Here is a 24779-nt window from a genome sequence, read left to right on the forward strand (position 1 = left end):
ACCCGGCAGGCAGCGCGCCGCCGGGGAAAACGCCGGGCGGACCCGGCCTGTCATCACTGAGCGTTAGCCTCTGGCGCGTTTTGCCGCCTGGTGGCCCGCCAGGGTGCCAAAGATAATAATATCGGCCACGGCGTTGCCGCCGATGCGGTTGCCACCGTGAATGCCGCCAACCACTTCACCGGCCGCGTAGGCACCGGCAATCGGTTGATGCGCGCTGTCCAGTACCGCGGTGTCGGTGTTAATGGTCACGCCGCCCATGGTGTGGTGAACCCCCGGTGCGATACGGATCGCATGGAACGGCCCTTCGTTGACCGGCGCGCGCAGTGCGGTGGTCCGGCCAAACTCCTGATCATGCTGCTGTTCAACATAACCATTGTAGCGCTCAAGGGTGGCGAGGAAGGCATGGTAATCCATCCCCAGTTTCTCCGCCAGTTCACGCGGCGAGCTGGCGCTGGTCACCAGCCCTTTGGCGATATACTCGTCGGCCGCTTTGTTTTTTGCCCGGACATGTTCGTCGAAGACAATGTAGGCGTAGTGTTCCGGCAGCGCGATGATCGCGGCGGAGACTTTATCGCGGGTCGACATTTCGTTGAAGAAGCGATTCCCCTGCTGATTGACCAGAATCGCCCCGCCGCCGCGAATGGATTCGGAAATCAGATACGAGGTATTCTGCTCAACGGTTGGGTGAATCTGGATTTCGCCCATATCCACGGTGCCGGCGCCGATACGCTCCAGCAGCGCGATACCGCCACCGGTCGCCCCTTTATGGTTAGTAGTGACAAAACCGGCCAGATCCGGGCGGTATTTCACCACCATCGCGCTGTTGGCGCTGAAGCCGCCGGTGGCGACCACGATGCTCCGGGTCTGCACCACGATGCTCTCCTGCTCATCATTGAGCAGACGTACGCCGCTGACCTGCTGGTCATCCATCAGGATCTCTTCCACCGCGGTGTCGAGCATCACGTCGATGCCGCGTTTATTGATATTGCGCACCAGGCCGCTAATCAAATAGCCACCAACCGCCGATCCGTCACGCGGACGGTGGGTACGGTCGATGCTCATACCGCCGGTAGTGGTAATATCGTTGAGCATAATCCCGCGACGAGCCAGCCATTCGATAGCTTCCGGCGCGTTTTCAACAAAGCGACGCAGCAGCTGCGGGTTATTTTTGTTCTGACCGCCTTTTAAAGTTTCCTGGTAGAACAGCTCTTTGCTGTCTTCAATCCCTTTCACCCGCTGGAAACGCGTCTCGGCGGCGTTCATCCCGGCAGACGCCTTGATGGTGTTCCCACCGATGGTCGGCATTTTTTCGACGATCAGCACGCTGGCGCCTTCATCGTGTGCCTGAATAGCCGCGGCCAGACCGGCACCGCCGCTACCCACCACCACCACGTCGTAGCTTTTCGGGGTCAGATCTTCACCGCCTTCTTCCAGCGCCAGCGCTTTGCTGGATTTCAGCATCGCTTTCGATACCGCTTTTTTCACCGCTTCGCTCTGGCTGGTGGCGCCGGAAATGGCGTCCACGTGCGGGGTATTAGCGGTCAGAATACGTTCGCGGATCTCTTCGAAACTGGTGGTGAACTCAACGGTCTGCGCCGGGCCGGCGGCCAGGGCAATATCGGCAATGCGGTCGTTTTCGAGGCTGACGTTGATCACCAGCTCGTTCGCATCGTCCTGAACGGTTTCAACGAACAGGCCGGGTTTAAATTTCGCGTCTCCCATGCTCATATCGCGGATCATCGCTTCCACTAGCGAGAAACGCCACAGCGGTTCCGGAATATGGAGGGCTTCACGCTGGGTGCTGTCGATAAACAGTTCGAGGTTTTCGTCGGCGGCAATCCGCGCCGCCCAGTCCGGATAGGCGATGCAGGCACGGCCCACGGCGATCAGATCGTAGCCGTGATCCAGCCCCTGCTCGGCGTCAGCTGCGTTGACCACGCCGCCCACGCCCATCACCGGGATCTGCGCCAGGGTTTCAGAGCGCAGCGCGCAGTATTTTTCAATCAGCGGCGTTGGGTCGCTGGTGTCGACAATAGATGGTCGCAGCGACGCCCCCACCGAGAAGTGCAGATAGTCGAGACCGCGTGCCGCCAGTTTTTCCAGCAGGTACATGGTGTCGTCAAAACGGATGCCCGGCTCTTCGAGCTCTTCCGGCGAGAAGCGGTAGCCGATAATAAAAGCGTCATCAGCGTACTGACTGGCCATTTTGCGGGTGATATCCAGCACCGCCAACGGGAAACGGGCGCGATTGTCGCGGCTGCCGCCCCACTCGTCATCGCGCTGGTTGGAGTTAGGGGAATAGAATTGCTGAATCAGGTAGGTGTTGGCCCCGTGGATTTCCACGCCATCAAAACCGGCCTGAATGGCCCGACGTACGCCGTCGCCAAACTTGCCGATCATGCCGGTGACTTCGTCCGCGCTCAGCGCGCGCGGCATCGCGGCACCGTCACGCGGTGCGGCCAACGCGCTTGGCGCCACCGGCTGACGACCGCCAATCAGCTGCGGGTCAACCATGCGCCCGCCGTGATAGATCTGCAGAATCGCTTTTGACCCTTCAGCCTGGATGGCTTGCGCAATTTTAGCCAGGCCGGCGATTTTCTCATCGTTGTCGATGCCAATCGCACCGGGGAAAGCCAGGCCGTAGTTATCGATAAAACAGCACTCAACGATAATGGTCCCGATGCTACCGGCACGCGCACGATAGTACTCCACCAGTTCGCTGGTGACGCTGCCGTCAAAATAGCCGGTACAAGTTGTCATCGGTGCCATTAGCAAACGGTTTTTCAGTTCAGTCCCGTTCGGTAAGGTAAAAGGACGCAATATACGTGAGTTACTGGTCATATTAATACTCCAGATCTTAAATATTGATAATTCGAATTGGGTGACGGAATTGTTTTTGGTTCTGTTTTTTAATTCCTGTTGTCATGCTAATAATATAACGCTATTTTTAGTTACCAAACTAATTACGTTAGTTAAAAAACTATTTAATACCTCGAATAACATCACTACCTCCATTGTATTATTAATTGCAAATATTACATTCACAAAAAACATAAAACTGATAACACAATGGACACGTTTGTTAAAAATAAAAACATAATAAAAACAACTTAAACACCAATAAAATCAACAAAATACAATCACGCAATCGATAGCTTTTGTTTTCCACTTCTGCAAAAAATTAACAATAAGCGGTATTTTAAACAAATAAAAACCTCACCCAACAGGGTTATTATGAAAATAAAAAAACAGTTCCACAGACAGCATTTATTGATCTCGATCAATTGCAACGACACGCCAAAGCGCAATATATAAATAACCGACAGATTTAATTTAACGCCCAATAAAACGCGTTAAATAACCGTCAACAGCCAAACCAGAACCAACGATTAATAACTAAAGAAACTTTTGAAATTAAAGAAAGCAATGGTTATGGCGCGACGAAACCGTATTTTCAACTACTCGCAGATACTCATTATGAAAGAGAAACAGACAACTATACCGCCTGCCGGTGCCGCCAGTCCGAAAGCGGCAAATAAAAACCGTCTGCTGATGATGGCCCTGCCCATTATTGTTGCAGTCCTTTTACTCTTTGTGCCGGTGCCTGACGGGCTACCGCCTTATGCATGGCATTACTTTGCTATCTTCGTTGGCGTTATCGTCGGACTGATTTTCGAACCCCTGCCGGGTGCCGTGATCGGCATCACCGGGGTGGTGGTTATCGCCCTGTGCAGCCAGTGGCTGCTCTTCAATCCGGCACAGTTAGCCGACCCGAAATTCAAACTCGCCGGCGCCTCGTTTAAATGGGCGGTGAGCGGCTTTGGTAACTCTACCGTATGGCTGATTTTCGGCGCCTTTATGTTCGCTGCGGGCTACGATAAAACCCAGTTCGGCCGCCGTCTGGCGCTGATTCTGGTGAAATATCTCGGCCGTCGCAGCCTGACGCTGGGTTACGCCATTACCTTCGCAGACCTGCTGCTGGCACCGTTCACCCCGTCCAATACCGCGCGTAGCGGCGGGACCATCTACCCGATTATCGCCAACCTGCCACCGCTGTACGGTTCAAAACCGAATGACCCCAGCGCCCGCCGCATTGGTTCTTATCTGATGTGGGTGGCCATTACCGCCGCCTGTATCACCAGTTCAATGTTCCTTTCCGCGCTGGCGCCAAACCTGCTGGCCCTGGCGTTAGTCAAAAGCATCGTCGGTATTAATATCTCCTGGGGCACCTGGTTCATCGCCTTCCTGCCGCTGGGGATCCTGCTGATTCTGACCATGCCGCTGCTGGCCTACTGGTTTTACCCACCAGAAGTCAAAATCAATAACGAAGTCCCGCTGTGGGCCGCTCGTGAACTGGAAAAACTGGGCAAACTGTCGCGCAATGAGATCCTGCTGCTGGTGTTTGTCTGCTTCGCATTAGCGATGTGGATCTTCGCCGCCGAATGGATTGAACCGGCTCTGGCCGCCCTGCTGGTGATTGTATTGATGCTGTGGACCGGTGTGCTGTCGTGGAGCGATATCACCAATAACAAAGCCGCGTGGAACACCTTCGTGTGGTTCGCCACCCTGGTGGCGCTAGCGGACGGCCTCTCCTCTACCGGGTTTATCGCCTGGCTGGGTAAAGAAGGCGGCGCGCTGATGAGCGGTATCTCGCCGGGTGTGGCAACCATTGTGCTGCTGTTAGCCTTCTACCTGTTGCACTACCTGTTTGCCAGCACCACTGCCCACACCACGGCGCTGCTGCCGGCGATGCTGACTATCGCCTCAACCATCCCGGGCATGAACATGCAGGTGTTTGTCCTGCTGCTGGTCACCTCGCTGGGTGTGATGGGCATCATCACTCCGTACGGTACCGGCCCCAGCCCGATTTACTACGGCAGCGGCTATCTGCCGACCAAAGATTACTGGCGCCTCGGCACCATCTTCGGCGCCATCTTCCTGGCCGCCCTGCTGCTGATTGGCTATCCGTGGATGTCCATGATGTTCTGATTCATAACCGCCGGGGGCTCACCTCCGGCGGTTTTACTCTTAGGGAGCTATGCAATGTCGACTAAACCGTTTGTTTATCAGGAAGCCTTTCCGCTGGCGAAAGATGACACTGACTATTATCTGCTGAGCAAAGAGCATGTTTCGCTGGCCGAATTTGAAGGCCAGCAGATCCTCAAGGTTGAACCTGAAGCCTTAACCTTGCTGGCCCAGCAGGCTTTCCATGACGCGGCGTTTATGCTGCGTGTCTCTCACCAGCGTCAGGTCGCGGCGATCCTGCTCGACCCGCAGGCCAGCGAAAACGATAAATATGTCGCCCTGCAGTTCCTGCGCAACTCGGAAATCGCCGCGAAAGGCGTACTGCCGACCTGCCAGGATACCGGCACCGCGATTATCATGGGTAAAAAAGGTCAGCGCGTATGGACCGGCGGTGGTGACGAAGCGGCGCTGGCCCGCGGCGTGTACAACACTTATACCGAAGATAACCTGCGCTACTCGCAGAATGCCGCGCTGGATATGTACAAAGAGGTCAATACCGGCACCAACCTACCGGCGCAAATCGACCTCTATAGCGTTGACGGCGATGAGTATAAGTTCCTGTGCATGGCCAAAGGTGGCGGTTCCGCCAACAAAACCTATCTGTATCAGGAAACCAAAGCGCTGATCACCCCGGCGAAGCTGAAAAACTACCTGGTTGAGAAGATGCGCACCCTCGGGACCGCCGCCTGTCCGCCGTACCATATCGCCTTTGTCATCGGCGGGACGTCAGCGGAATCAACCCTGAAAACCGTCAAGCTGGCCTCGACCCGCTACTACGATGGCCTGCCGACCGAAGGGAACGAACACGGTCAGGCGTTCCGCGACGTTAAGTTGGAGCAAGAACTGCTGCTGGAAGCCCAGAACCTCGGCCTTGGCGCACAATTCGGCGGTAAATACTTCGCCCACGATATCCGGGTGATCCGTCTGCCGCGCCACGGGGCCTCCTGCCCGGTCGGGATGGGTGTTTCCTGCTCTGCGGACCGTAATATCAAAGCGAAAATAAACCGCGATGGGATTTGGATTGAAAAACTGGAGAGCAACCCGGGGCAGTACATTCCGGAAGCGTTGCGTGAGCAAGGTGAAGGCAAGGTTGTCAGTATTAATCTCAATCAGCCGATGAGCGACATTCTGGCCCAGCTTTCCGCCCATCCGGTCTCTACCCGTCTGACCCTCAACGGCACCATTATCGTGGCGCGCGATATGGCGCATGCGAAGCTGAAAGAACTGCTGGATAACGGTGAAGAGCTGCCGCAGTACGTTAAAGATCACCCGATCTACTACGCTGGCCCGGCCAAAACCCCGGAAGGCTATGCTTCAGGCTCTCTCGGCCCGACCACCGCCGGACGGATGGATTCTTATGTCGATCTGCTGCAGTCTCACGGCGCCAGCATGGTGATGCTGGCAAAAGGCAACCGCAGCCAGCAGGTGACCGATGCCTGCCACCAGCACGGCGGTTTCTACCTCGGCAGCATCGGCGGCCCGGCGGCAGTACTGGCGCAGCAGAGTATTAAGAGCCTCGAGTGCGTGGCCTACCCGGAACTGGGGATGGAAGCTATCTGGAAAATCGAAGTAGAAAACTTCCCGGCGTTCATCCTTGTGGATGACAAAGGCAACGACTTCTTCCAGCAGATTCAGAACAAACAGTGTTCAGGGTGTTCTCAGCGCTAATTGTGGCTGACTAACCTAATGAAAAGCCGTAACGTTTTGCGTTACGGCTTTTTTGCACCCTACAACTGAACCCCTAATGGCCAGCAGAAGGTGCCCCTGGCGCCCCGGCACGGCTAAACGGTGGACGCGCAAACCAGATCACCGCAATCAACACCATAAAGCCCCAGCCCAACACCCAGAAGTAATCGATGGTCGACATCATGTAGGCCTGCTGCTCAATAGTTTTATCAATCAGCGCCATATGCTGCTGCGTCGCCCCCCCCATTTTTTCAACATACTCCACCGCCCCCGGATTATAGACAGACACGCTCTCCGTCAGGTTGGCATGATGAAACACCTCGCGCCGCGACCAGATCCAGGTCGTCAGCGACGAGGCGAAAGAACCGCCCAGCACGCGGAAAAACGTCGCCAGCCCCGACCCCTCCGCCACTTCCGCGCCGTTGAGGTTTGACAGCACGATGGTGGTAATCGGCATAAAGAAGAACGCCACGCCGATCCCCATAAACAACTGCACTTCGGCAATAGTGCGGAAATCAACATCGGTATTGAACTGCGCCCGGATAAGGCAGGATGCCCCCATGGTCAAAAATGACAGCGAAGCCAGAATCCGCAGATCGAACTTGTTGGCGTAGCGGCCAATAATCGGGGTCATCATCAGCGGCAGGATCCCCATCGGCGCCGCGGCCAGACCGGCCCAAATAGCCGTATAGCCCATCTGCGTTTGCAACCACTGCGGCAGAATAATGTTGATCGCAAAGAAAGCGGCGTACCCCAAAGTCAGCGCCAGGGTACCGACGGCGAAGTTACGGTCTTTAAACAAGCGCAGGTTGACGATCGGGTGACGCTCCCCCAGTTCCCAAATCACAAAGGAGACCAGCGAGATGGCCGAAATCGTCGACATCACAATGATGTGCGAAGACGCGAACCAGTCGAGATCGTTGCCCTTATCCAGCACCACCTGCAGCAGACCCACGCCCAGCACCAGCAACCCGATACCGATGTAATCGATCGGGGCATGGCTGGTGGTTTCTTCGCGGGCGCGCATCTGGGTCCAGACCACAATGGTGGCGAAGATACCGATGGGCACGTTGATATAGAAGATCCACGGCCAGGAGTAATTATCGGTGATCCAGCCGCCGGTGATCGGTCCAACAATCGGCGCCACCACCGTGACCATCGACAGCAACGCCAGCGCCATACTGCGTTTGCTCGGCGGAAAAATCACCAGCAGCAGCGTCTGACACATCGGAAACATTGGCCCGGCAAAGAAGCCCTGCAGCGCCCGGAAAATAATCAGCTCGGTCATGCTGTGGGCAAAGCCGCACAGAAACGAGGTCAGGGTAAACATCATCACCGAGCCGATAAACAGCTTTAACTGACCGAAACGGCGCGTAAACCACCCGGTCAGCGGTAACGCAATGGCGTTACACACCGCAAACGAGGTGATGACCCAGGTGCCCTGATCGGCGCTGACGCCAAGGTTACCGGCAATCGTCGGCAGCGCCACGTTGGCGATGGTGGAGTCCAGCACCTGCATAAAGGTGGCCAGCGACAGCGCGAGCACCGCCAGCCACATATTGGGCGGTGTAAAGGCGGCCTTATCTTGCATAACGTCTCTCTTAACGGCTGCCTGCGGCTACCGTTTTGCTGTTGTCATGAAGGATTTTAGCCACCAGTTTGTCCGCTTCCTCCAGCGGGTTTTGATACACATCCGTGGTGAAACGCGGGGTGCTAACGGTTTGCTGCGGCAGCAGATGTCCCTGGCCATCGCGAATGTCGACACTGACGTTCATCGACAATCCCACGCGCAGCGGGTGTTTCTGCATATCATGAGGATCCAGGGTGATGCGTACCGGCAGACGCTGGACGATTTTGATCCAGTTCCCGCTGGCGTTCTGCGCAGGCAACAGCGAGAAGGCGCTACCGGTACCAATCCCCAGGCTTTCAATGGTGCCGTGGTAGGTCACGTCATCGCCGTACAGATCGGCGCTGAGGGTCACTTTCTGCCCCAGACGCATCGCCTTCATCTGGCTCTCTTTGAAGTTGGCATCCACCCAGACTTCGTTCAGCGGCACGATAGCCATCAGCGTGGTCCCCGAATCGACACGCATCCCAAGCTGCACCGCTCGCTTCGCCACATAACCGCTGACCGGAGCAACAATGGTGCTGCGCGAATTCTCCAGATAGCGTTGGCGTAGCGTGGCCACCGCGCTTTTAATTTCCGGATGGCTGTCGATAACGGTATCATCGACCATCGCGATATTGGTACGTAATGCCTCCTGCGCCGCCAGCAGATCGCTCTGCGCGCTGGTGACCGCATCGCGGTAGTGCGACAGGTCCTCGGCCGCAATCGCCCCGCTCTGGAAGATTTTCTGCCGACGCGCGTAGTCATTTTGCGCCGTCTGCAGGGCCACTTTTTTCGCTGCCACCTGCGCCCGATAGTTATCGGCGGTACTGTACAGCCCGCGTACCTGGCGTACCGTATTGGCCAGATTGGCCTCGGCCTGCTGCAGCGCAATGGCGGTATCACTCGGGTCAAGCAGCACCAGCGGCTGGCCTTTTTCCACGAAGTCGCCTTCGTCTACCGTTACCTGGGTGACGGTCCCGCCAATTTGCGGCGTCAGCGTGACCTGGTTGCCATTAACATAGGCATCATCGGTGGACTCATAGTAACGGGCATACAGCAGATACCACGCCAGGCTTCCCCCTGCCGCGAGCAGCAGAATAATGAGTAAAATAATAAAGTTGCGTTTGCGCTTACTGCCGCGCTCGGCCTGTTGTGCAGCGGTGGTTTCCATCTGTCTGGACCTTTTTTAATTCATTAGCGATGAGGGGCGACGATCTCGTCCGGCAGCATTTTTGTCATTAGCGCAACCAGTTGGCGGGATTCATCGGGAGTCAGTCGGGCGGTGAGGTCGCTGATGATCGACACCAGCGCTTCATTGACAAAGCGCTCGCAGATCAGCAGTCCTTTGTCGGTCAAGGCCAGAATCACCTGGCGTTTATCCTGCGGATTCACACTTCGGCTGATGAGATCGCGCTTGACCATGCGATCGACCATCCGGCTCATGGCACCCGCGTCCATCACCAGGTTTTTGCTGATCTCAACCGGGCTGTTAAAGCCTTTGTAGATACTGATCAAAACCTTGAACTGCGCGGCGGTAATATCCATACCGGAGAAGTGCTGGTTAATCAGTTGGTCTTTGAACTGGTTTGCCAGATGAATGAGCAAACCTAAGTGAAATTTATTGTTAATAATACCCGGATGGTTACTCATGATATTTGCCTGGTCAGTAATTACAAATGAAACTACTGACCAGGCAACTGTTTGTCAACGTAACGTCAAGAAGATCGCACATTTTGTCAGTCCGCCCCGGTGCGGATCGCTTCACCAGGCGCCCCCCTCTAACCTCTGGCCCCTTTTCTGCCCGCGCTTGTATTCGCTTATCGCTGGTCTATGCTCAAATCAGAGTCTGCTCAGCGTGTGGCGTTGACCGACTGAAAAATAACAATAATTTTCTATTTTTGGGTGCAGCGTATGAACAGGATACCGGTGTTATTATTGGCATGGCTTTCACTGTGCCTGGCCTTCCCGCTGTCGGCAGCAGAACCCCGCCAGCAGCCTACCCCACGCGAAGATGCCCGTACGGTAAAAATCTTCCACCAGCCAATTGTGATGCTGCAAGCCACTTTCGGCCAGACCACACCCGAAGAGCGCGTGCTGCGGATCCGCAATATTCTGCGCGACTTCACCGAAGCCGATATCAGCCAGCCGCTGCAGGTGGTTCCTGTTACGCGCTATAACCAGCCGGGGCGTTTGTTTCTGATGAACGGCAAGCCGGTGATGATGTTGAGCCAGGCAGACCTTGATGAGGGTGATGACCTGACGCTTGACCAGGCGGCGCAGCGCGTACTGGCCCGAATGGAAGCACAGCGCCACTCGCTGCGTGAACAGTACAACAAAACCTATCTGGCACTGGCAATCGTAAAGGTTGTGGTCAGCACGCTGGTGCTGGCTGCGATCTACTACGCAGCCTGGCGCTCATGGCGTCGGGTACGCCGCTTCTTTCATTTGCGGATCCTTGAAAAGCGCAGCTGGATCCCGCAAGGCTGGCGACGCTTCCTTGGCAATATCGAAACCAAGCTGTATGCCCTGCTGATGATTCTGCTGGGCATCCTCGCGCTGTACGCCTGGCTGAGTTGGGCGTTTGGTCTGTTTCCCTGGACCCGGGTGTGGAGTGAATCGCTCGGTGACTGGTCGGTGGGCGTGCTGCAGGAAATTGCTCTGTCCATTGCCTCCGCCCTGCCAGGCCTGATAATCGTGCTGATAATCCTGCTGATCACCTGGTTTATTATCCGCCTGGTCAAACTGCTGCTGAGCCAGGTGGAGGCCGGGCGCTTGCATATTCCCGGCCTGCACCCGGAAACCGTCGGTGCGACCCGCAAGCTGATCTCGGTGATGATCTGGCTCTTCGCCCTGTCGGCGGCCTATCCATTCCTTCCCGGCGCCAACTCGCTGGCGTTTAAGGGGATTAGCGTCTTTTTCGGCCTGATGTTAACCCTCGGTTCCGCTGGCGTCATGAACCACGCCATGAGCGGACTGGTGCTGATATATTCCCGTGCGCTGCACAAAGGGGACGTTATCCGCATTGCCGATAACGAGGGCAAAGTCAGTGAAATCGGGATGCTGGCGACCAAAATCATCACCCGGGAAAACTATGTGGTGACGGTGCCGAATGCGGTGGTCGTCAGCGGAAAAATCACCAATCTCAGCGTGCCAAACAACGACACCGACGGCAACGGCGTTAACCTTACCACCGGCGTGACCATCGGCTATGACACGCCGTGGCGTCAGGTGCAGGCCATGCTCGAACTTGCGGCACATCGTGCCTCGGGCATCGATCACCGCCAGCCGCCGCTGGTCCGCCAGCTGGGTCTGATGGACTGGTATGTCTCTTATGAACTGCAGGTCAGGCTACTGGAGGACACCTCGCTGTCCGACGGACGTAACGCGCTGCACAGCAATATTCAGGATGTCTTCAATGAATTTGGCGTCCAGATCATGTCGCCGAACTTTGTGATGCAGCCGAAGGGGTCGGTCGTGGTCGCCAAAGAGGACTGGTATGCCGCACCAGCGTTAGCGCCGCAGCAAGATGATGTGAAATCAGTGTAACGCCCGTGCTGGCCGGCTCGCATATTGCGACCGGCCAGCACCTTCAGGATTAAGAGCCTATCTCAGTAGGCGTAGATTGTTGCAGCCAGTTTGGCCACGGACAGCGCGGAACCACCGGAGCGTACACGCAGTACGTGAGGATGGTGAGCACTGCCCAGGACCAAAATGGCAAATAAAATAGCCTGATGGGATAGGCTCTAAGCCGTTTTAGCGTCCAGCTCATCAAACACCTGCTGCGCCAGATGCAGGGTGGCATTGGCCGCCGGCAGGCCGCAGTAGAGCGCCGAGTGCATAATCAACTCTTTCAGCTCATCGCGGGTGACGCCGTTGTTAAACGCGGCCCGCAGGTGCATTTTCAGTTCCGCCTCGCGGTTAAGAGCAATCAACATCGCGATGGTAATCATGCTGCGGGTGTGATGGTCCAGACCGGGCCGGGTCCAGGTTTCGCCCCACGCATAGCGGGTAATGAAGTCCTGAAACTCTTCATTGAGCGGGGTCAGATTGTGCAGCGTGCGGTCAACGTGGGCATCGCCCAGCACTTTGCGCCGCACCTTCATACCCTGCTCATAACGCGACTTATCATCCATGCTGCTCTCCCTGAAAGAAGCCCAGCAGCGCGGCGGTAAACTCGGCTGGCGATTCGATATTGGAGAGGTGCGATGCCGCGACCACCACCACCTGCGATGCCGGGATTTGCTGACGCAGGAAGTTGGCGTCCGCCACGGTTGTGACAGGGTCACTTTCTCCGGCGATAATCAGCGTCGGTATGCTGATTTGCCCGACTTCGCCCCGCAGGTCCGCGCCGGCCAGCGCTTCACAACACTCGGCGTAGCCTTCGGCGTTGCTGTGGGTCAGCTGATGACACAGCGCCTCCACCACCTCCGGCGCGCGCTGCCGGAAGCGTTCGGTGAACCAACGGTCCGCCGCTCCCGCCGCCACCACGTCCATCCCTTCCTGACGCACGGCCCGGGCCCGGGAGAGCCAGCCGGCCTGATCGCCAATGCGTGCCGCGGTGTTGGCCACCGCGATACCGTAAAAACGTTCTGGCGCAAAGCGTCCCAGCCACAGCCCGGTCAGGCCACCCATGGAGATACCGCAGAACCAGGCTTTGGCGATATTAAGCTGGTCGAGCAGCGCGATGACATCCTCGCCGAGCTGCGCCAGCGTCACCTTGCCGGATTTGCTGGTTTTACCATGGCCGTGGGTATCGTAGCGCAGCACGCGGAACTGGCGTGTTAAGGCCGCAAGCTGCGGCTGCCACATATCGCGGGTCGTGCCCAGCGAGTTCGAAAGCACAATCACCGGCGCGCCTTCCGGCCCGTCCAGCTGATAATCAAGGTTCATGCCGTTGCTCCTTGTAACGCGCCAGCACCTGGCGCACAAAATAGTCGGCGCTGCCGGTGGCCGTGGCCGGATCCAGCAGCTGCGTTAAACGGGAAGTAGAGAGATGCTGGCTGACCTGCGGGTCGTTCTCCAGCAGCGTCAGCAACGGGCGGGATTCGTCGATTGCCCGCCGGCACAGCGCCTCAATGCAGTGGTGGGCATCGGCTTTGCCGATAAACGCCGCCAGCGCCAGGGTCACCGCTTCCGCCATAATCAACCCGTGGGTGATATCGAGGTCAGCACGCATTTTCTGCGGGAATACCTGCATGTCGCGAACCAGGCTCTCGCTCTGCGCCAGCGCGCCGCCGACCAGCATCAGCAGTTCCGGCAGGGTCTCCCATTCCGCTTGCCAGCCGCCGAGCGCGCGCTCATGTTGCTGGATCTGGCTGGCGTACAGCGTCGCCACCAGACCGGGCGTGCGCTGGGCGGCAGTCAAAATGGCGCTGCAGGCGATCGGGTTGCGCTTGTGCGGCATGGTGGAGGAACCGCCGCGCCCTTCTGCTACCGGCTCGCCCACTTCCGCCACTTCAGTCTGCATCAGTAACGAGAAATCGTTGGCAAATTTGCCGAGAGTGCCGCACAGGCCGGCGAACCAGGCGCCAACTTCCAGCAGCCGGTCACGCTGGCTGTGCCACGGCGTGTCCGGGAGCGCCAGCTGGAGCAGGGTTGCCAGCTGTTCCGCCACCGGCGGACCGTCCGCTTTTAGCGAATCCAGCGTGCCCGCCGCGCCGCCAAACTGCAGCACCAGCACTCTCGGGCGCATCTCCCGCAGCCGCTGCTGCCAGCGCAGCAGTGCGTCCAGGGTCCCCGCCAGCTTCAGGCCGAAGGTCACCGGCAGCGCGTGCTGCATCCAGGTCCGGCCGGGCATCACGGTGCGTTGATAGCGCTCTGCCTGCTGAGCGAAAGCGTCGATCAGCCGCTGAAGCAGCTGGTCGGTGTCGTCCAGCGCGCCGCGCAGCTGTAGCACCAGACCGCTGTCGATGGCATCCTGGCTGGTGGCTCCCCAGTGAACATAGCGCGCGGCCTCGGCGTCGTGCGCTTTGACCCTGGCCGTCAGCTGTTTTACCAGCGGGATCGCCAGATTGCCGGCGTTGGCCGCCGCCAGCCCCAGAGCAGAAAAATCGATCTGCGTATGCTGGCAGGCGTTGACGATTGGGACGACCGCCGCCGCCGGCACAATGCCGCAGGCGGCCTGCGCGCGGACCAGCGCCGCCTCAAAATCCAGCATCCCCTGTACCCGCTGCGCGTCGCTAAACCAGTCGGTCAGCGGACTGCCGCGCAACATTGGGGTCAACAAGCTCATTCGCGCTCCTTACACTCGTTCAATAATCAGCGCAATCCCCTGGCCGACGCCGATACACATGGTGCACAGCGCATAGCGGCCACCGGTACGACGCAGCTGATAGGCCGCGGTCATGGCCAGACGCCCGCCAGATGCCCCTAAAGGATGACCCAGAGCAATCGCGCCGCCGTTGGGATTGACGTGCGCCGCATCATCCGGCAGCCCCAGATCGCGGGTCACGGCCAGGGCCTGAGCGGCGAACGCTTCATTCAGTTCAATCACGTCCATCTGGCCCAGCGTCAGTCCGGTCTGCGCCAGTACCTTACGCACAGCCGGTGCCGGGCCAAAGCCCATAATCCTCGGCGCCACGCCTGCGGTTGCAATCCCTACCACCCGCGCCAGCGGTTGCAGGTCGTTAACCGCGAGCGCCTGCTCGCTGGCCAGCAGCAAGGCACAGGCACCATCGTTGACCCCGGAAGCATTGCCGGCGGTCACCGACCCGTCCGGACGTACCACCCCTTTGAGTTTCGCCAGCGCCTCAGCGGTGGTGCTGCGCGGATGCTCGTCCCGGGTAAACAGCAACGGTTCGCCTTTACGCTGGGGGATGGAGACGGCAATCAATTCATCACCGAAACGCCCGGCTTCCTGCGCCTGCGCGGTACGCATCTGGCTGCGCAGTGCAAACGCATCCTGATCGGCACGCGAGATGCCAAAATCGGTCGCCACGTTTTCGGCGGTCTCCGGCATCGAATCCACGCCGTACAGCACTTTCATCTGGGCGTTAATGAAACGCCAGCCGATGGTGGTGTCTTCAATCCGCATGTTGCGGCTGAAGGCATTTTCGGCCTTACCCATCACGAAAGGCGCCCGCGACATACTCTCTACGCCGCCGGCAATCATCAGCTGAGTTTCACCGCTTTTGATGGCGCGTGCTGCGACGCCGATCGCATCAAGGCTGGAGCCGCACAGACGGTTGATAGTGCTGCCGGGCACCGTTTGCGGTAAGCCAGCCAGCAGGAGCGCCATGCGCGCGACGTTGCGGTTATCTTCCCCGGCCTGGTTTGCACAGCCGTAGATCACATCGTCAATGCGCGCAGGATCGAGTCCCGGATGGCGTTCCAGCAGCGCTTTCAGCGGTAAAGCGCCTAAATCATCCGCGCGCACCGGCGCCAGGGTACCACCAAAACGACCGAACGGTGTACGCACCGCATCACAGATAAATGCCTGATTCATCATAGGTTCCTTACGCGCTTTCTGCCAGAAGTTCGAACGTCAGCGTCACCGGCGTGATGCGCTGCAGTTCCTCAAACGAGAGACCGTTAAAAATTTCCCGGACGACCGGTCCGCTTGGGGTGATGTCAATGACCGCCAGGTCGGTGTAAATCCGGCTGACGCAGGCTACGCCGGTGAGCGGATAGCTGCAGTGTTCAACCAGTTTGCATTCGCCGTCGCGGGTCAGGTGGTCCATCATCACGAAGACCTGACGCGCGCCGATAGCCAGATCCATCGCCCCGCCCACCGCCGGAATCGAATCCGGGGCGCCGGTGCTCCAGTTGGCGAGATCGCCGGTGGCAGAGACCTGATAAGCGCCGAGGACGCAGATATCGAGATGGCCGCCGCGCATCATGGCGAAGGAGTCGCCATGATGGAAGAAGCAACCGCCTTTAAGCAGCGTCACGTACTCTTTGCCGGCGTTAATCAGCTCCGGATCTTCTTCGCCAGGCTCAGGGCGGGCGCCCATTCCCAGCAGGCCGTTTTCGCTGTGCAGGAATACTTCTTTATCGCTCGGCAGGTAGTTGGCAATGCGGGTAGGTAAACCGATGCCAAGGTTGACATAGGCCCCTTCCGGGATATCGCGAGCGACTCGCTGGGCCATTTCATCGCGGGTTAGTTTTTGCATGTCTGGCTCCTCAGGCGCGTCGTGCTACGTTCAGGTTTTCCAGCGAGAAGACACGCTGAACAAAAATCCCCGGGGTGATGACGTTTTCCGGGTCAAGATCACCAAGCCCCACCAGTGCGGACACTTCCACAATGGTGGTTTTGGCGGCGGTCGCCATAATCGGCCCGAAGTTACGCGCCGCTTTGCGATACACCAGGTTGCCCCAGCGGTCCGCCTGATGGGCTTTGATCAGGGCAAAATCGGCCTTAATCGGATACTCCAGCACGTAGTGGCGGCCGTCGATTTCGCGGGTCTCTTTACCTTCCGCCAGCGGCGTGCCGTAACCGGTCGGAGTGAAAATTGCCCCCAGCCCGGCGCCGGCGGCCTGAATTCGGGCGGCCAAATTGCCCTGCGGGACCAGTTCCAGTTCGACTTTGCCGCGGCGGTACAGGTCATCAAAAATCTGTGAGTCAACCTGACGCGGGAACGAGCACACCATTTTTCTCACTCGTCCTGCCTTCAGCAACGCCGCGAGACCAACTTCCCCGTTGCCTGCGTTGTTGTTAATAATGGTGAGGTCACGGGCGCCCTGTTCAATCAGGGCATCAATCAGATACGTTGGCTGACCGGCGGGGCCAAAACCGCCGATCATGATGGTCGCGCCGTCGTGGATCCCGGCGATGGCATCGCTTAGCGTCGACACGCTTTTATCAATCATCAGGTCGCTCCTTTATGTGCGGTAATCGCACTTATATGCGTTGTTCGCACAAAATGTGACCCGCTTAACGATGTTGGTCAAGGGCGATAATCGAAATATGGTGCGATAATCGAACATCGTATATCTTTAGCGAAAGAATGTGATCGATGGCAAATATGGAGAAGAAAATGGAGAAGCATCCAGACGATGTTCTGACGGGCGATAGCGATCCGTTTAAGGGCGATCCGAACTTTATGGCCTCACTGGCTCGCGGGCTGGAAGTGATTCAGGCCTTTACCCCGCAGCGCCCGGTATTGTCGATCTCGCAAATCAGTCAGAAGACCGGGATCCCGCGCGCCGCGGTACGTCGCTGTCTGTACACCCTGGGTAAACTGGGCTTTGTCTACGCGGAAGATGGCAAGAATTTCCAGCTGCGCCCGCGTATTCTGGCGCTCGGTCACGCGTGGCTGGCCTCAACGCCGCTGGCGCGTTCAGCGCAGCCGGTGCTCAAACACCTGAGCGAGATGCTTAACGAGTCCTGCTCTATCGCCACCCTCGACGGCGACGATATTCTGTACATTGCCCGCGCCTCCAGCTCACGGATCATGACCATCGACCTCGATATCGGCAGCCGCCTGCCGGCATGGGCCACCTCAATGGGCCGGGTGCTGTTGAGCCATCAGCCGGAAGAGAAACTGAATGATATGCTGGCGCGGGTGACGATGATTCGCTATACCCCGCAGACGGTGGATTCGGTGAATAAGCTGCGTGCCGAGCTCAAGCGCGTACACCAGCAGGGTTATGCGCTCAACGATCAGGAGCTGGAGATGGGGCTGCGGTCGCTGGCGGTGCCGCTGTTCAACCCGCAGGGTCAGGTTCAGGCGGCGCTCAACGTCGGGGTGCATGCCGGGCAGGTGTCTACCCGGGAGATGGTGGAACGGGTGTTGCCCGAGCTGCAAAAAGCGGCCCGGGAGCTGACGCTGTTACTGCGCTAGCGGCTTCGTTTGGCGTGACGTTCCCAGGTTTCCTGCTTCGCCTCGGCGGATTTGCGCAACGCCACATAGCACGCCCCGCTGCCGCCATGGTGCGCTGAGGCCACGCAGAACGCCTGAACTTCAGGCAGTTCGACCAACCAGCGCGCCAGGTAGCTGCGAACGATATTGGCGTGGGCGTTATCCTCCCGCCCTTTGCCGTGGACGATCAGCACGTTGCGCAACGCTTCTTTTTGCGCCTGCACGATAAAAGCAAACAGCATTTGCCGGCACTGCTCGACCGGCTGGCGCAGCAGATTCAGGCTGGCCTGCTGGCTATATTTCCCCAGCCGCAGCTTGTCCAGCACGCCGTTTTGCAGACCTTCACGTTTAAATTCCAGCGGCGTCGCCAGCGGCACAATATCGAGATAACCGGTGGTGAGCATGTTATCCAGCTGCAGGATATCCAGACGCTGCACCGGGCGGCTATTGCGCTCGGGATGCCAGTGCACGTCATTGCCGCGCTTCAGCGGCTGGACATCTTCCATGGCGCCAAGAAATAGCGATTTGTCGTCAAGATTCATGATCACTCCTCCGGCTACTACCGAGGGCTACTATAGCCGCCGAGCCCTGACTGCTCAATGCGTTTGTCGACAACCGCTGGCAAAGTGAACCGCAGCGCTTCAGTCAGGAAACTGGTGACGACTCTGGCGACGAAACTGGGTGATCAGCGATGCGGTCAGCGGCGTCTGGCACATATCCCGCCGCTGGATCAGGTAATAGGTCGCTTTGGGCAACGTTTCACGCACGTTAATCATCACCAGCTTGTCGGCTATCATCGGGTCGCTTCCCAGCTCTACCGGCAAAATGCTGAGAAAATCGCTCTGCACCACCAGGCTAATACACGAGGAGAAGGTTTCGCACACGATGCCGACGTGGGGGATCTGCGCCCGGTGGCTGAACAGATCCTGGAGCTGTTTAAAGTAGCTGCCGCGCGGCGTCGGCATGGTCCAGCTATAGTTCAGCAGTTCATCGATGGAGGTAGCCTGCGCCGCGGGATGCCCGCTCCGGGCGAACACCGCAAACGGTTTTTCAAACAGCTTTTCAAAGCTGAATTCGTGGTCGTAAGGGCCGGGATAGTAGGTATTGATGGTGAAGTCGAGTTCGCCCTGACGCAGTTCGTTGATCATCGACAGCAGCTGACCTTCCATGATCCGCACCTTCACCAGCGGGTGCTGCTGATGGAAACGGCAAATCACCGACGGCATCAGCGAACGTGCGACGCTGGCGCCCAGGCCGATATTAATCTGCCCGGTTAACGCCCCCTGGCGTTGCAGAAGATCCTCCTGCGCCGCCCGGAGCTCCTCGATAATCAGGCTGGCATGCTGATAGAAGCTTTCGCCATTCTCCGTCAGCGATACCCCCTGGCTGCGACGTACGAACAGCTGAGCCGACAGCCCCTCTTCCAGCTCTTTAATCGCCTTGGTCAGCGCCGGTTGCGACAGCGCCAGCGTGCGGCTGGCACCGCGAATGCTGCCCTGGCGGGCGACCTCAACGAAGGCGCGAATTTGATGAAATTTGATCTGAAAAGACATCGTCGTGGTGATAACCAGTGTTTATCAAACAGAAGAAAATGGCATCTACTGTAATGCAAACTGTTGTGGCAACGTAAGAATGTGCTGACGAAAAACCCGCCAGTGATAAGTAAAAGCTATCACACCGTGAACAACATCACATTTTTAAATATGACAGGACCTGGTTATGCCGCTACTCAATGAATACATCCGCCAGCTGGTGCCGGAAATGACGCAATGGCGTCGCGATTTACACCACTATGCCGAGTCCGGCTGGCTCGAGTTTCGTACCGCCAGCAAAGTCGCTGAGATCTTACATCGGCTGGGCTATGACCTGGCGCTGGGCCGGGATGTTATCGATGCAGGAAGTCGAATGGGATTGCCGGATGAGGCAACCCTCGCCAGCGCATTTTTACGCGCCCGTCAGCAGGGTGCGCCGGAGCCGTGGCTCAGCGCCTTTGAAGGCGGTTTCACCGGGGTGGTCGCGACTCTGGATACCGGGCGTCCTGGCCCGACGCTGGCCTTCCGGGTTGATATGGACGCCCTCGACCTGAATGAGCAAACCGATGATCATCACCGCCCGTACCGCGAGCATTTTGCCTCCTGCAATCAGGGGATGATGCACGCCTGCGGGCATGATGGCCATACCGCGATTGGCCTCGGGCTGGCCCACGTGCTGAAGCACTATGCCGACCAGCTAAACGGCGTGATTAAACTGATCTTCCAGCCTGCCGAAGAAGGCACCCGCGGGGCGCGGGCGATGGTCGCAGCGGGCGTACTGGATGGCGTTGACTACTTTACCGCGATTCATATCGGCACCGGCGTGCCGGTCGGCACGGTAGTGTGCGGCGGTGATAATTTTATGGCGACGACCAAGTTCGACGTTGAGTTCACCGGCGTCGCGGCCCATGCGGGCGGCAAGCCGGAAGACGGTCGTAACGCCCTGCTTGCCGCCGCGCAGGCGGTAATTGGCCTGCATGCTATCGCCCCACACAGTGCCGGTGCCTCAAGGGTTAACGTCGGGGTAATGCAGGCGGGTACCGGCCGCAATGTGGTCCCTTCCGGCGCACTGCTCAAAGTCGAAACCCGCGGTGAAACTGAAGCCATCAACCAGTATGTCTTCGACCGGGCGCAGGCGGTGATCGACGGTGCCGCGGCGATGTACGGTGCCAGCGTCAACGTCCGGTTGATGGGAGCCGCCACCTCCAGCGTCCCTTCACCAGCATGGGTCAACTATCTGCGTGAACAGGCCGCCCAGGCCCCGGGGGTTGAGCAGGCCATCGACCGTATCGCCGCCCCGGCCGGGTCGGAAGATGCCACCCTGATGATGGCCAGAGTGCAAGAACAGCATGGCCTGGCCTCGTACATGATTTTTGGCACCGAACTCAGCGCCGGGCACCACAACGAACGGTTCGATTTCGATGAGAGCGTTATGGCCATGGCCGTTGAAACCTTAGCGCTCACCGCCCTTAATTTTCCCTGGCCGCGAGGTGTGTAATGGAGAATATCTATCGCTTTGTCGATGAGACCATCGATGCACGCGCGGCTGAGTTTAGCGCCATCGCCGATGAGATCTGGGATCACCCGGAAACACGCTTTGAAGAGTTCTGGTCAGCCGGGCGGCTGGCGGCGGCGCTCGAAGCCGAAGGTTTTCAGCTTACCCTTGACGCCGGCGGGATCCCCAACGCCTTTATTGCCAGCGTCGGTCACGGCAAACCGGTTATCGCCCTGCTGGGTGAATATGACGCGCTGGCGGGACTGAGTCAGCAGGCGCACTGCGCGCATCAGGCCAGCGACACGCCGGGTGAAAATGGCCACGGCTGTGGTCATAACCTGCTGGGCACCGCCGCCTTCGCCGCCGCGGTGGCGGGCAAAAACTGGCTGCAACAGCACGGCGGCAGCGGCACCCTGCGTTTCTACGGCTGCCCTGGCGAAGAAGGCGGTTCCGGCAAGACCTTTATGGTTCGCGAGGGGTTGTTTGACGATGTGGATGCCGCCCTGACGTGGCACCCCGAAGCCTGGGCCGGCATGTTCAGCACCAGCACGCTGGCAAACATTCAGGCGGCCTGGCGCTTCAGCGGTACCGCCGCGCATGCCGCCAACTCGCCGCATCTTGGCCGCAGCGCCCTCGATGCCGTCACCCTGATGACCACCGGCACTAACTTCCTCAACGAGCACATCATCGAGAAAGCGCGCGTCCACTACGCCATCACCGACAGCGGCGGTATTTCACCAAACGTTGTGCAGGCGCAGGCGGAAGTGCTCTATCTGATTCGCGCGCCTGAGATGGCCGATGTTCAGCAGATCTACGCGCGCATTGAAAAAATCGCACAGGGCGCCGCGCTGATGACCGAGACCACCGTCAGCTGCCGCTTCGAAAAAGCCTGTTCCGGTTATCTGCCGAATCGCACGCTGGAAGCGGCAATGTATGAGGCGGTCTGCCACTTTGGTACCCCGTCCTGGAGTCAGCAGGATCGCGCGTTCGCCAGTGAGATCCGCGCGACCCTCAGCGAAAACGACCGCAACAATAGCCTGAACAATATCGCCATAACCGGCGGTGACGCGGGGAAATCTTTTGCCCGTCGCCATCGCGACACCCTGCTGGCGGACGAGGTCGCCCCCTGGAGCGCGACCGACAACATCCTGGCAGGATCAACCGACGTGGGCGATGTTAGCTGGAAAGCCCCGGTCGCCCAGTGTTTCAGCCCCTGCTTTGCCATCGGGACGCCGCTGCACAGCTGGCAACTGGTGAGCCAGGGACGAACCGCCATTGCCCACAAGGGCATGCTGCTGGCGGCGAAAGTGCTGGGGGCAACGGCCATTCGCCTGCTCAGTGACCCGGCGCTGCGGCAAGCCAGTCAGCAAGAACTGGCGCAGCAGCTGGCGGAGCGGCCCTATCGCTGTCCGATCCCGCAAGACGTGACACCGTCACCTTTAAAATAATAAAACAATAACCAACACAACAACATAACAACCAACACAACGACGACTGAGGAATGCCCATGAGTATGTCATCCATACCGTCGCCTTCCCCCACCGGGAAGCTCTATGGCTGGGTTGAGAAGGTCGGGAATAAGGTCCCGCACCCTTTTTTGCTGTTTATTTATTTGATTGTGGCGTTGGCGCTGGCTACCGCCGCACTTTCGGCCTTTGATGTTAGCGTGATTAACCCGACAGACGGCTCCACCGTGGCGGTGAAAAACCTGTTGAGCATTGAAGGCTTGCACTGGTTTTTGCCTAACGTGATCAAGAACTTCAGCGGTTTTGCCCCACTGGGCGCTATTCTTGCGCTGGTGCTCGGTGCCGGGCTGGCCGAGCGTGTGGGCCTGCTGCCGGCGTTGATGGTCAAGATGGCCTCCCACGTCAGCGCACGTTACGCCAGCTATATGGTGCTGTTTATTGCCTTTTTCAGCCATATCTCATCTGATGCCGCCCTGGTGATAATGCCGCCGTTAGGGGCGTTGATGTTCCTGGCCGTTGGCCGGCATCCGGTCGCCGGATTGCTGGCGGCGATAGCCGGCGTCGGCTGCGGGTTTACCGCAAATTTGCTGATCGTCACCACCGATGTGCTGCTATCCGGGATCAGCACCGAAGCGGCAAAAACCCTCGATGGTTCGCTGCACGTCAGCGTGATCGATAACTGGTACTTTATGGCCAGTTCGGTAATTCTGCTGACCCTGGTGGGTGGCCTGATTACCGATAAGCTTATTGAGCCGCGGCTGGGGAAATGGGAGGGTCGCAGCGAAGACGCCCTGCAGGCGCTGACGCCGGAGCAACGGTTTGGGCTGCGGGTCGCCGGGATTGCGGCGCTGGTGTTTATCGCCCTGGTTGCCATTATGGTGGTGCCGGAGAACGGCATTTTACGTGACCCAGTCGCCCACACGGTGATGCCATCACCGTTTATTAAAGGCATTGTGCCGCTGATCATCTTTTTCTTCTTTTTCGTCTCCCTGGCCTACGGTATCGCCACCGGGAAAATTCGTCGTCAGGCTGATTTACCGCCGTTAATGATCGAGCCGATGAAAGAGATGGCCGGATTTATCGTGATGGTGTTCCCGCTGGCCCAGTTTGTTGCCATTTTCAACTGGAGCAATATGGGGAAATTTATGGCGGTGGGGCTGACTGACCTGCTGGAGCACGCCGGATTAAACGGCATTCCGGCGTTTTTGGGCCTGGCGCTGCTGTCGGCGTTTTTGTGCATGTTTATCGCCAGCGGTTCAGCTATCTGGTCGATACTGGCGCCGATCTTTGTGCCGATGTTTATGCTGCTCGGTTTCCACCCGGCCTTTGCGCAGATCCTGTTTCGTATCGCCGATTCTTCAGTACTGCCTCTGGCGCCGGTATCGCCGTTCGTCCCGCTGTTTCTCGGCTTCCTGCAACGCTATCGCGGGGATGCAAAACTCGGGACGTACTATTCGCTGGTGCTGCCCTACCCGCTGATATTCCTCGCGGTCTGGCTGCTGATGCTGGTGGCGTGGTACTGGCTGGGTTTACCGATAGGTCCGGGCATTTACCCGCGTCTGCACTAGCAAAAAGAACGGGGTGGCCAGAATCTGGCCACCGTCAAAATCAAAAATGCTTCTTCTTAAACTGCATCCCTTTCAGGGTCTTATAAACAGACTCGACCATTATAGAGGCAGCGTTAATCAACAACGCACTGATAATTAAGATTACAATCCCAGTCAGAATGTATTGCATATCGTTACCTTTTAGGTTGGCAAAAAAATGCCAACACCGGGGTGCTGGCAAAATAATTGACTCAAGGAATGCCTGTATATTTATTGACGGCGCCGGGTGCCTCCCGGTGAATTAGCCCGTTCTCACTAATTCGCGTGCGTATGACAAACTGCAGAGAAAAATGAACAGGACGCTCCTCCGCACAGGGGAATTCGCCGCGAAGCAAAAGTAACAAAAACCCTTTGCCTACGCGCGGCGTAATTAATACAAAAATAAACATCATCAACGTGAATATATGGTGCCGATTATCGGTTTTCGCAGACGACTCAAGATTGAAAAATAGCGCCATTTTCTCCCCCAGGTACCGCCCTTCATCACCGTGCTGGTGATTCTCTTTCAGGAGTATAGTTGCCGGTAAAGGCGACGTGATATCTTGTGGTAAGACGACCG

General features: G+C 58.0%; 20 protein-coding genes. 7 read left to right on the forward strand and 13 right to left on the reverse strand.

Annotated features, from left to right (window positions below; all coding sequences use genetic code 11):
- Positions 1-63: 63 nt before the first annotated feature.
- Positions 64-2841 carry a flavocytochrome c gene (locus ACMYSO_RS03030; protein ID WP_434669227.1) on the reverse strand — a complete coding sequence of 926 codons (2778 nt, stop codon included), beginning with the start codon at positions 2839-2841 and terminating at the stop codon, positions 64-66.
- A gap of 636 nt (positions 2842-3477) precedes the next feature.
- Here ACMYSO_RS03030 and ACMYSO_RS03035 point away from each other — a divergent pair.
- Both ACMYSO_RS03035 and fumA read left to right on the forward strand, forming a co-directional pair.
- Entirely contained in the window at positions 3478-4989 is a 1512-nt protein-coding gene (locus ACMYSO_RS03035) for an anion permease (RefSeq protein WP_434670727.1), read from the forward strand.
- A 54-nt stretch (positions 4990-5043) separates the two neighbouring features.
- A complete protein-coding gene (gene fumA / locus ACMYSO_RS03040) occupies positions 5044-6693 on the forward strand; it encodes a class I fumarate hydratase FumA (protein WP_434669228.1) in 1650 nt (549 codons plus the stop codon).
- A gap of 73 nt (positions 6694-6766) precedes the next feature.
- On the opposite strand, the gene ACMYSO_RS03045 is transcribed toward fumA, so the two are convergent.
- From ACMYSO_RS03045 to ACMYSO_RS03055, 3 genes are read right to left on the reverse strand one after another with little or no spacing between them, the layout of a single operon-like run.
- Positions 6767-8302 carry a DHA2 family efflux MFS transporter permease subunit gene (locus tag ACMYSO_RS03045; protein WP_434584542.1) on the reverse strand — a complete coding sequence of 512 codons (1536 nt, stop codon included), beginning with the start codon at positions 8300-8302 and terminating at the stop codon, positions 6767-6769.
- Positions 8303-8312: 10 nt separating this feature from the next.
- Positions 8313-9491, reverse strand: coding sequence for an efflux RND transporter periplasmic adaptor subunit (locus ACMYSO_RS03050; RefSeq protein WP_434669229.1), 1179 nt, complete (start codon positions 9489-9491; stop codon positions 8313-8315).
- Positions 9492-9514: 23 nt separating this feature from the next.
- Complete coding sequence (locus ACMYSO_RS03055) at positions 9515-9970, reverse strand: MarR family transcriptional regulator (protein ID WP_174509333.1); 456 nt, start codon at positions 9968-9970, stop codon at positions 9515-9517.
- Between the two features lie 261 nt (positions 9971-10231).
- On the opposite strand from ACMYSO_RS03055, the gene ACMYSO_RS03060 reads away from it, so the two are divergent.
- Complete coding sequence (locus ACMYSO_RS03060; protein ID WP_434669230.1) at positions 10232-11866, forward strand: mechanosensitive ion channel family protein; 1635 nt, start codon at positions 10232-10234, stop codon at positions 11864-11866.
- 197 nt (positions 11867-12063) lie between these two features.
- On the opposite strand, the gene pcaC is transcribed toward ACMYSO_RS03060, so the two are convergent.
- From pcaC to ACMYSO_RS03090, 6 genes are read right to left on the reverse strand one after another with little or no spacing between them, the layout of a single operon-like run.
- Entirely contained in the window at positions 12064-12453 is a 390-nt protein-coding gene (gene pcaC / locus ACMYSO_RS03065) for a 4-carboxymuconolactone decarboxylase (RefSeq protein ID WP_434669232.1), read from the reverse strand.
- Complete coding sequence (gene pcaD / locus ACMYSO_RS03070; protein WP_434669234.1) at positions 12446-13210, reverse strand: 3-oxoadipate enol-lactonase; 765 nt, start codon at positions 13208-13210, stop codon at positions 12446-12448. The genes pcaC and pcaD overlap by 8 nt, the downstream gene beginning before the upstream one ends.
- Positions 13200-14552: a 3-carboxy-cis,cis-muconate cycloisomerase gene (locus ACMYSO_RS03075; RefSeq protein WP_434669235.1), complete on the reverse strand. Its 1353-nt coding sequence runs from the start codon at positions 14550-14552 to the stop codon at positions 13200-13202. The genes pcaD and ACMYSO_RS03075 overlap by 11 nt, the downstream gene beginning before the upstream one ends.
- A 9-nt stretch (positions 14553-14561) precedes the next feature.
- Positions 14562-15764 carry a 3-oxoadipyl-CoA thiolase gene (pcaF, locus tag ACMYSO_RS03080; protein WP_434670728.1) on the reverse strand — a complete coding sequence of 401 codons (1203 nt, stop codon included), beginning with the start codon at positions 15762-15764 and terminating at the stop codon, positions 14562-14564.
- A gap of 10 nt (positions 15765-15774) precedes the next feature.
- A complete protein-coding gene (locus ACMYSO_RS03085) occupies positions 15775-16431 on the reverse strand; it encodes a 3-oxoacid CoA-transferase subunit B (protein WP_434584535.1) in 657 nt (218 codons plus the stop codon).
- Between the two features lie 10 nt (positions 16432-16441).
- A complete protein-coding gene (locus ACMYSO_RS03090; RefSeq protein WP_434669238.1) occupies positions 16442-17128 on the reverse strand; it encodes a 3-oxoacid CoA-transferase subunit A in 687 nt (228 codons plus the stop codon).
- 167 nt (positions 17129-17295) lie between these two features.
- On the opposite strand from ACMYSO_RS03090, the gene ACMYSO_RS03095 reads away from it, so the two are divergent.
- Complete coding sequence (locus tag ACMYSO_RS03095; RefSeq protein WP_123754540.1) at positions 17296-18102, forward strand: IclR family transcriptional regulator domain-containing protein; 807 nt, start codon at positions 17296-17298, stop codon at positions 18100-18102.
- Here the strand turns inward: ACMYSO_RS03095 and smrA are convergent.
- Together smrA and ACMYSO_RS03105 are read right to left on the reverse strand one after the other, a co-directional pair.
- Complete coding sequence (gene smrA, locus ACMYSO_RS03100; protein WP_434669240.1) at positions 18099-18662, reverse strand: DNA endonuclease SmrA; 564 nt, start codon at positions 18660-18662, stop codon at positions 18099-18101. The two genes, ACMYSO_RS03095 and smrA, sit on opposite strands and share 4 nt — an antisense overlap.
- A 99-nt stretch (positions 18663-18761) precedes the next feature.
- Complete coding sequence (locus tag ACMYSO_RS03105) at positions 18762-19673, reverse strand: LysR family transcriptional regulator (protein ID WP_434669243.1); 912 nt, start codon at positions 19671-19673, stop codon at positions 18762-18764.
- Positions 19674-19839: 166 nt separating this feature from the next.
- Here ACMYSO_RS03105 and ACMYSO_RS03110 point away from each other — a divergent pair, with 166 nt between their 5' ends.
- From ACMYSO_RS03110 to abgT, 3 genes are read left to right on the forward strand one after another with little or no spacing between them, the layout of a single operon-like run.
- Complete coding sequence (locus ACMYSO_RS03110; RefSeq protein WP_434669244.1) at positions 19840-21150, forward strand: M20 family metallo-hydrolase; 1311 nt, start codon at positions 19840-19842, stop codon at positions 21148-21150.
- The gene (locus tag ACMYSO_RS03115; RefSeq protein WP_434669245.1) at positions 21150-22595 is read left to right on the forward strand and encodes a M20 family metallopeptidase; all 1446 of its coding nucleotides are present in this window, start codon (positions 21150-21152) and stop codon (positions 22593-22595) included. Before ACMYSO_RS03110 ends, ACMYSO_RS03115 begins: the two co-directional genes overlap by 1 nt.
- A gap of 59 nt (positions 22596-22654) precedes the next feature.
- Positions 22655-24181 carry a p-aminobenzoyl-glutamate transporter gene (gene abgT, locus ACMYSO_RS03120; protein ID WP_434669247.1) on the forward strand — a complete coding sequence of 509 codons (1527 nt, stop codon included), beginning with the start codon at positions 22655-22657 and terminating at the stop codon, positions 24179-24181.
- A 230-nt stretch (positions 24182-24411) separates the two neighbouring features.
- On the opposite strand, the gene ACMYSO_RS03125 is transcribed toward abgT, so the two are convergent.
- On the reverse strand, positions 24412-24678 hold the full coding sequence (locus ACMYSO_RS03125; RefSeq protein ID WP_434669249.1) for a hypothetical protein: 267 nt from the start codon (positions 24676-24678) through the stop codon (positions 24412-24414).
- Positions 24679-24779 lie beyond the last annotated feature (101 nt).

Source organism: Klebsiella sp. B345, from assembly GCF_051131735.1.
In the GTDB taxonomy this organism is placed as follows: Bacteria; Pseudomonadota; Gammaproteobacteria; order Enterobacterales; family Enterobacteriaceae; genus Klebsiella.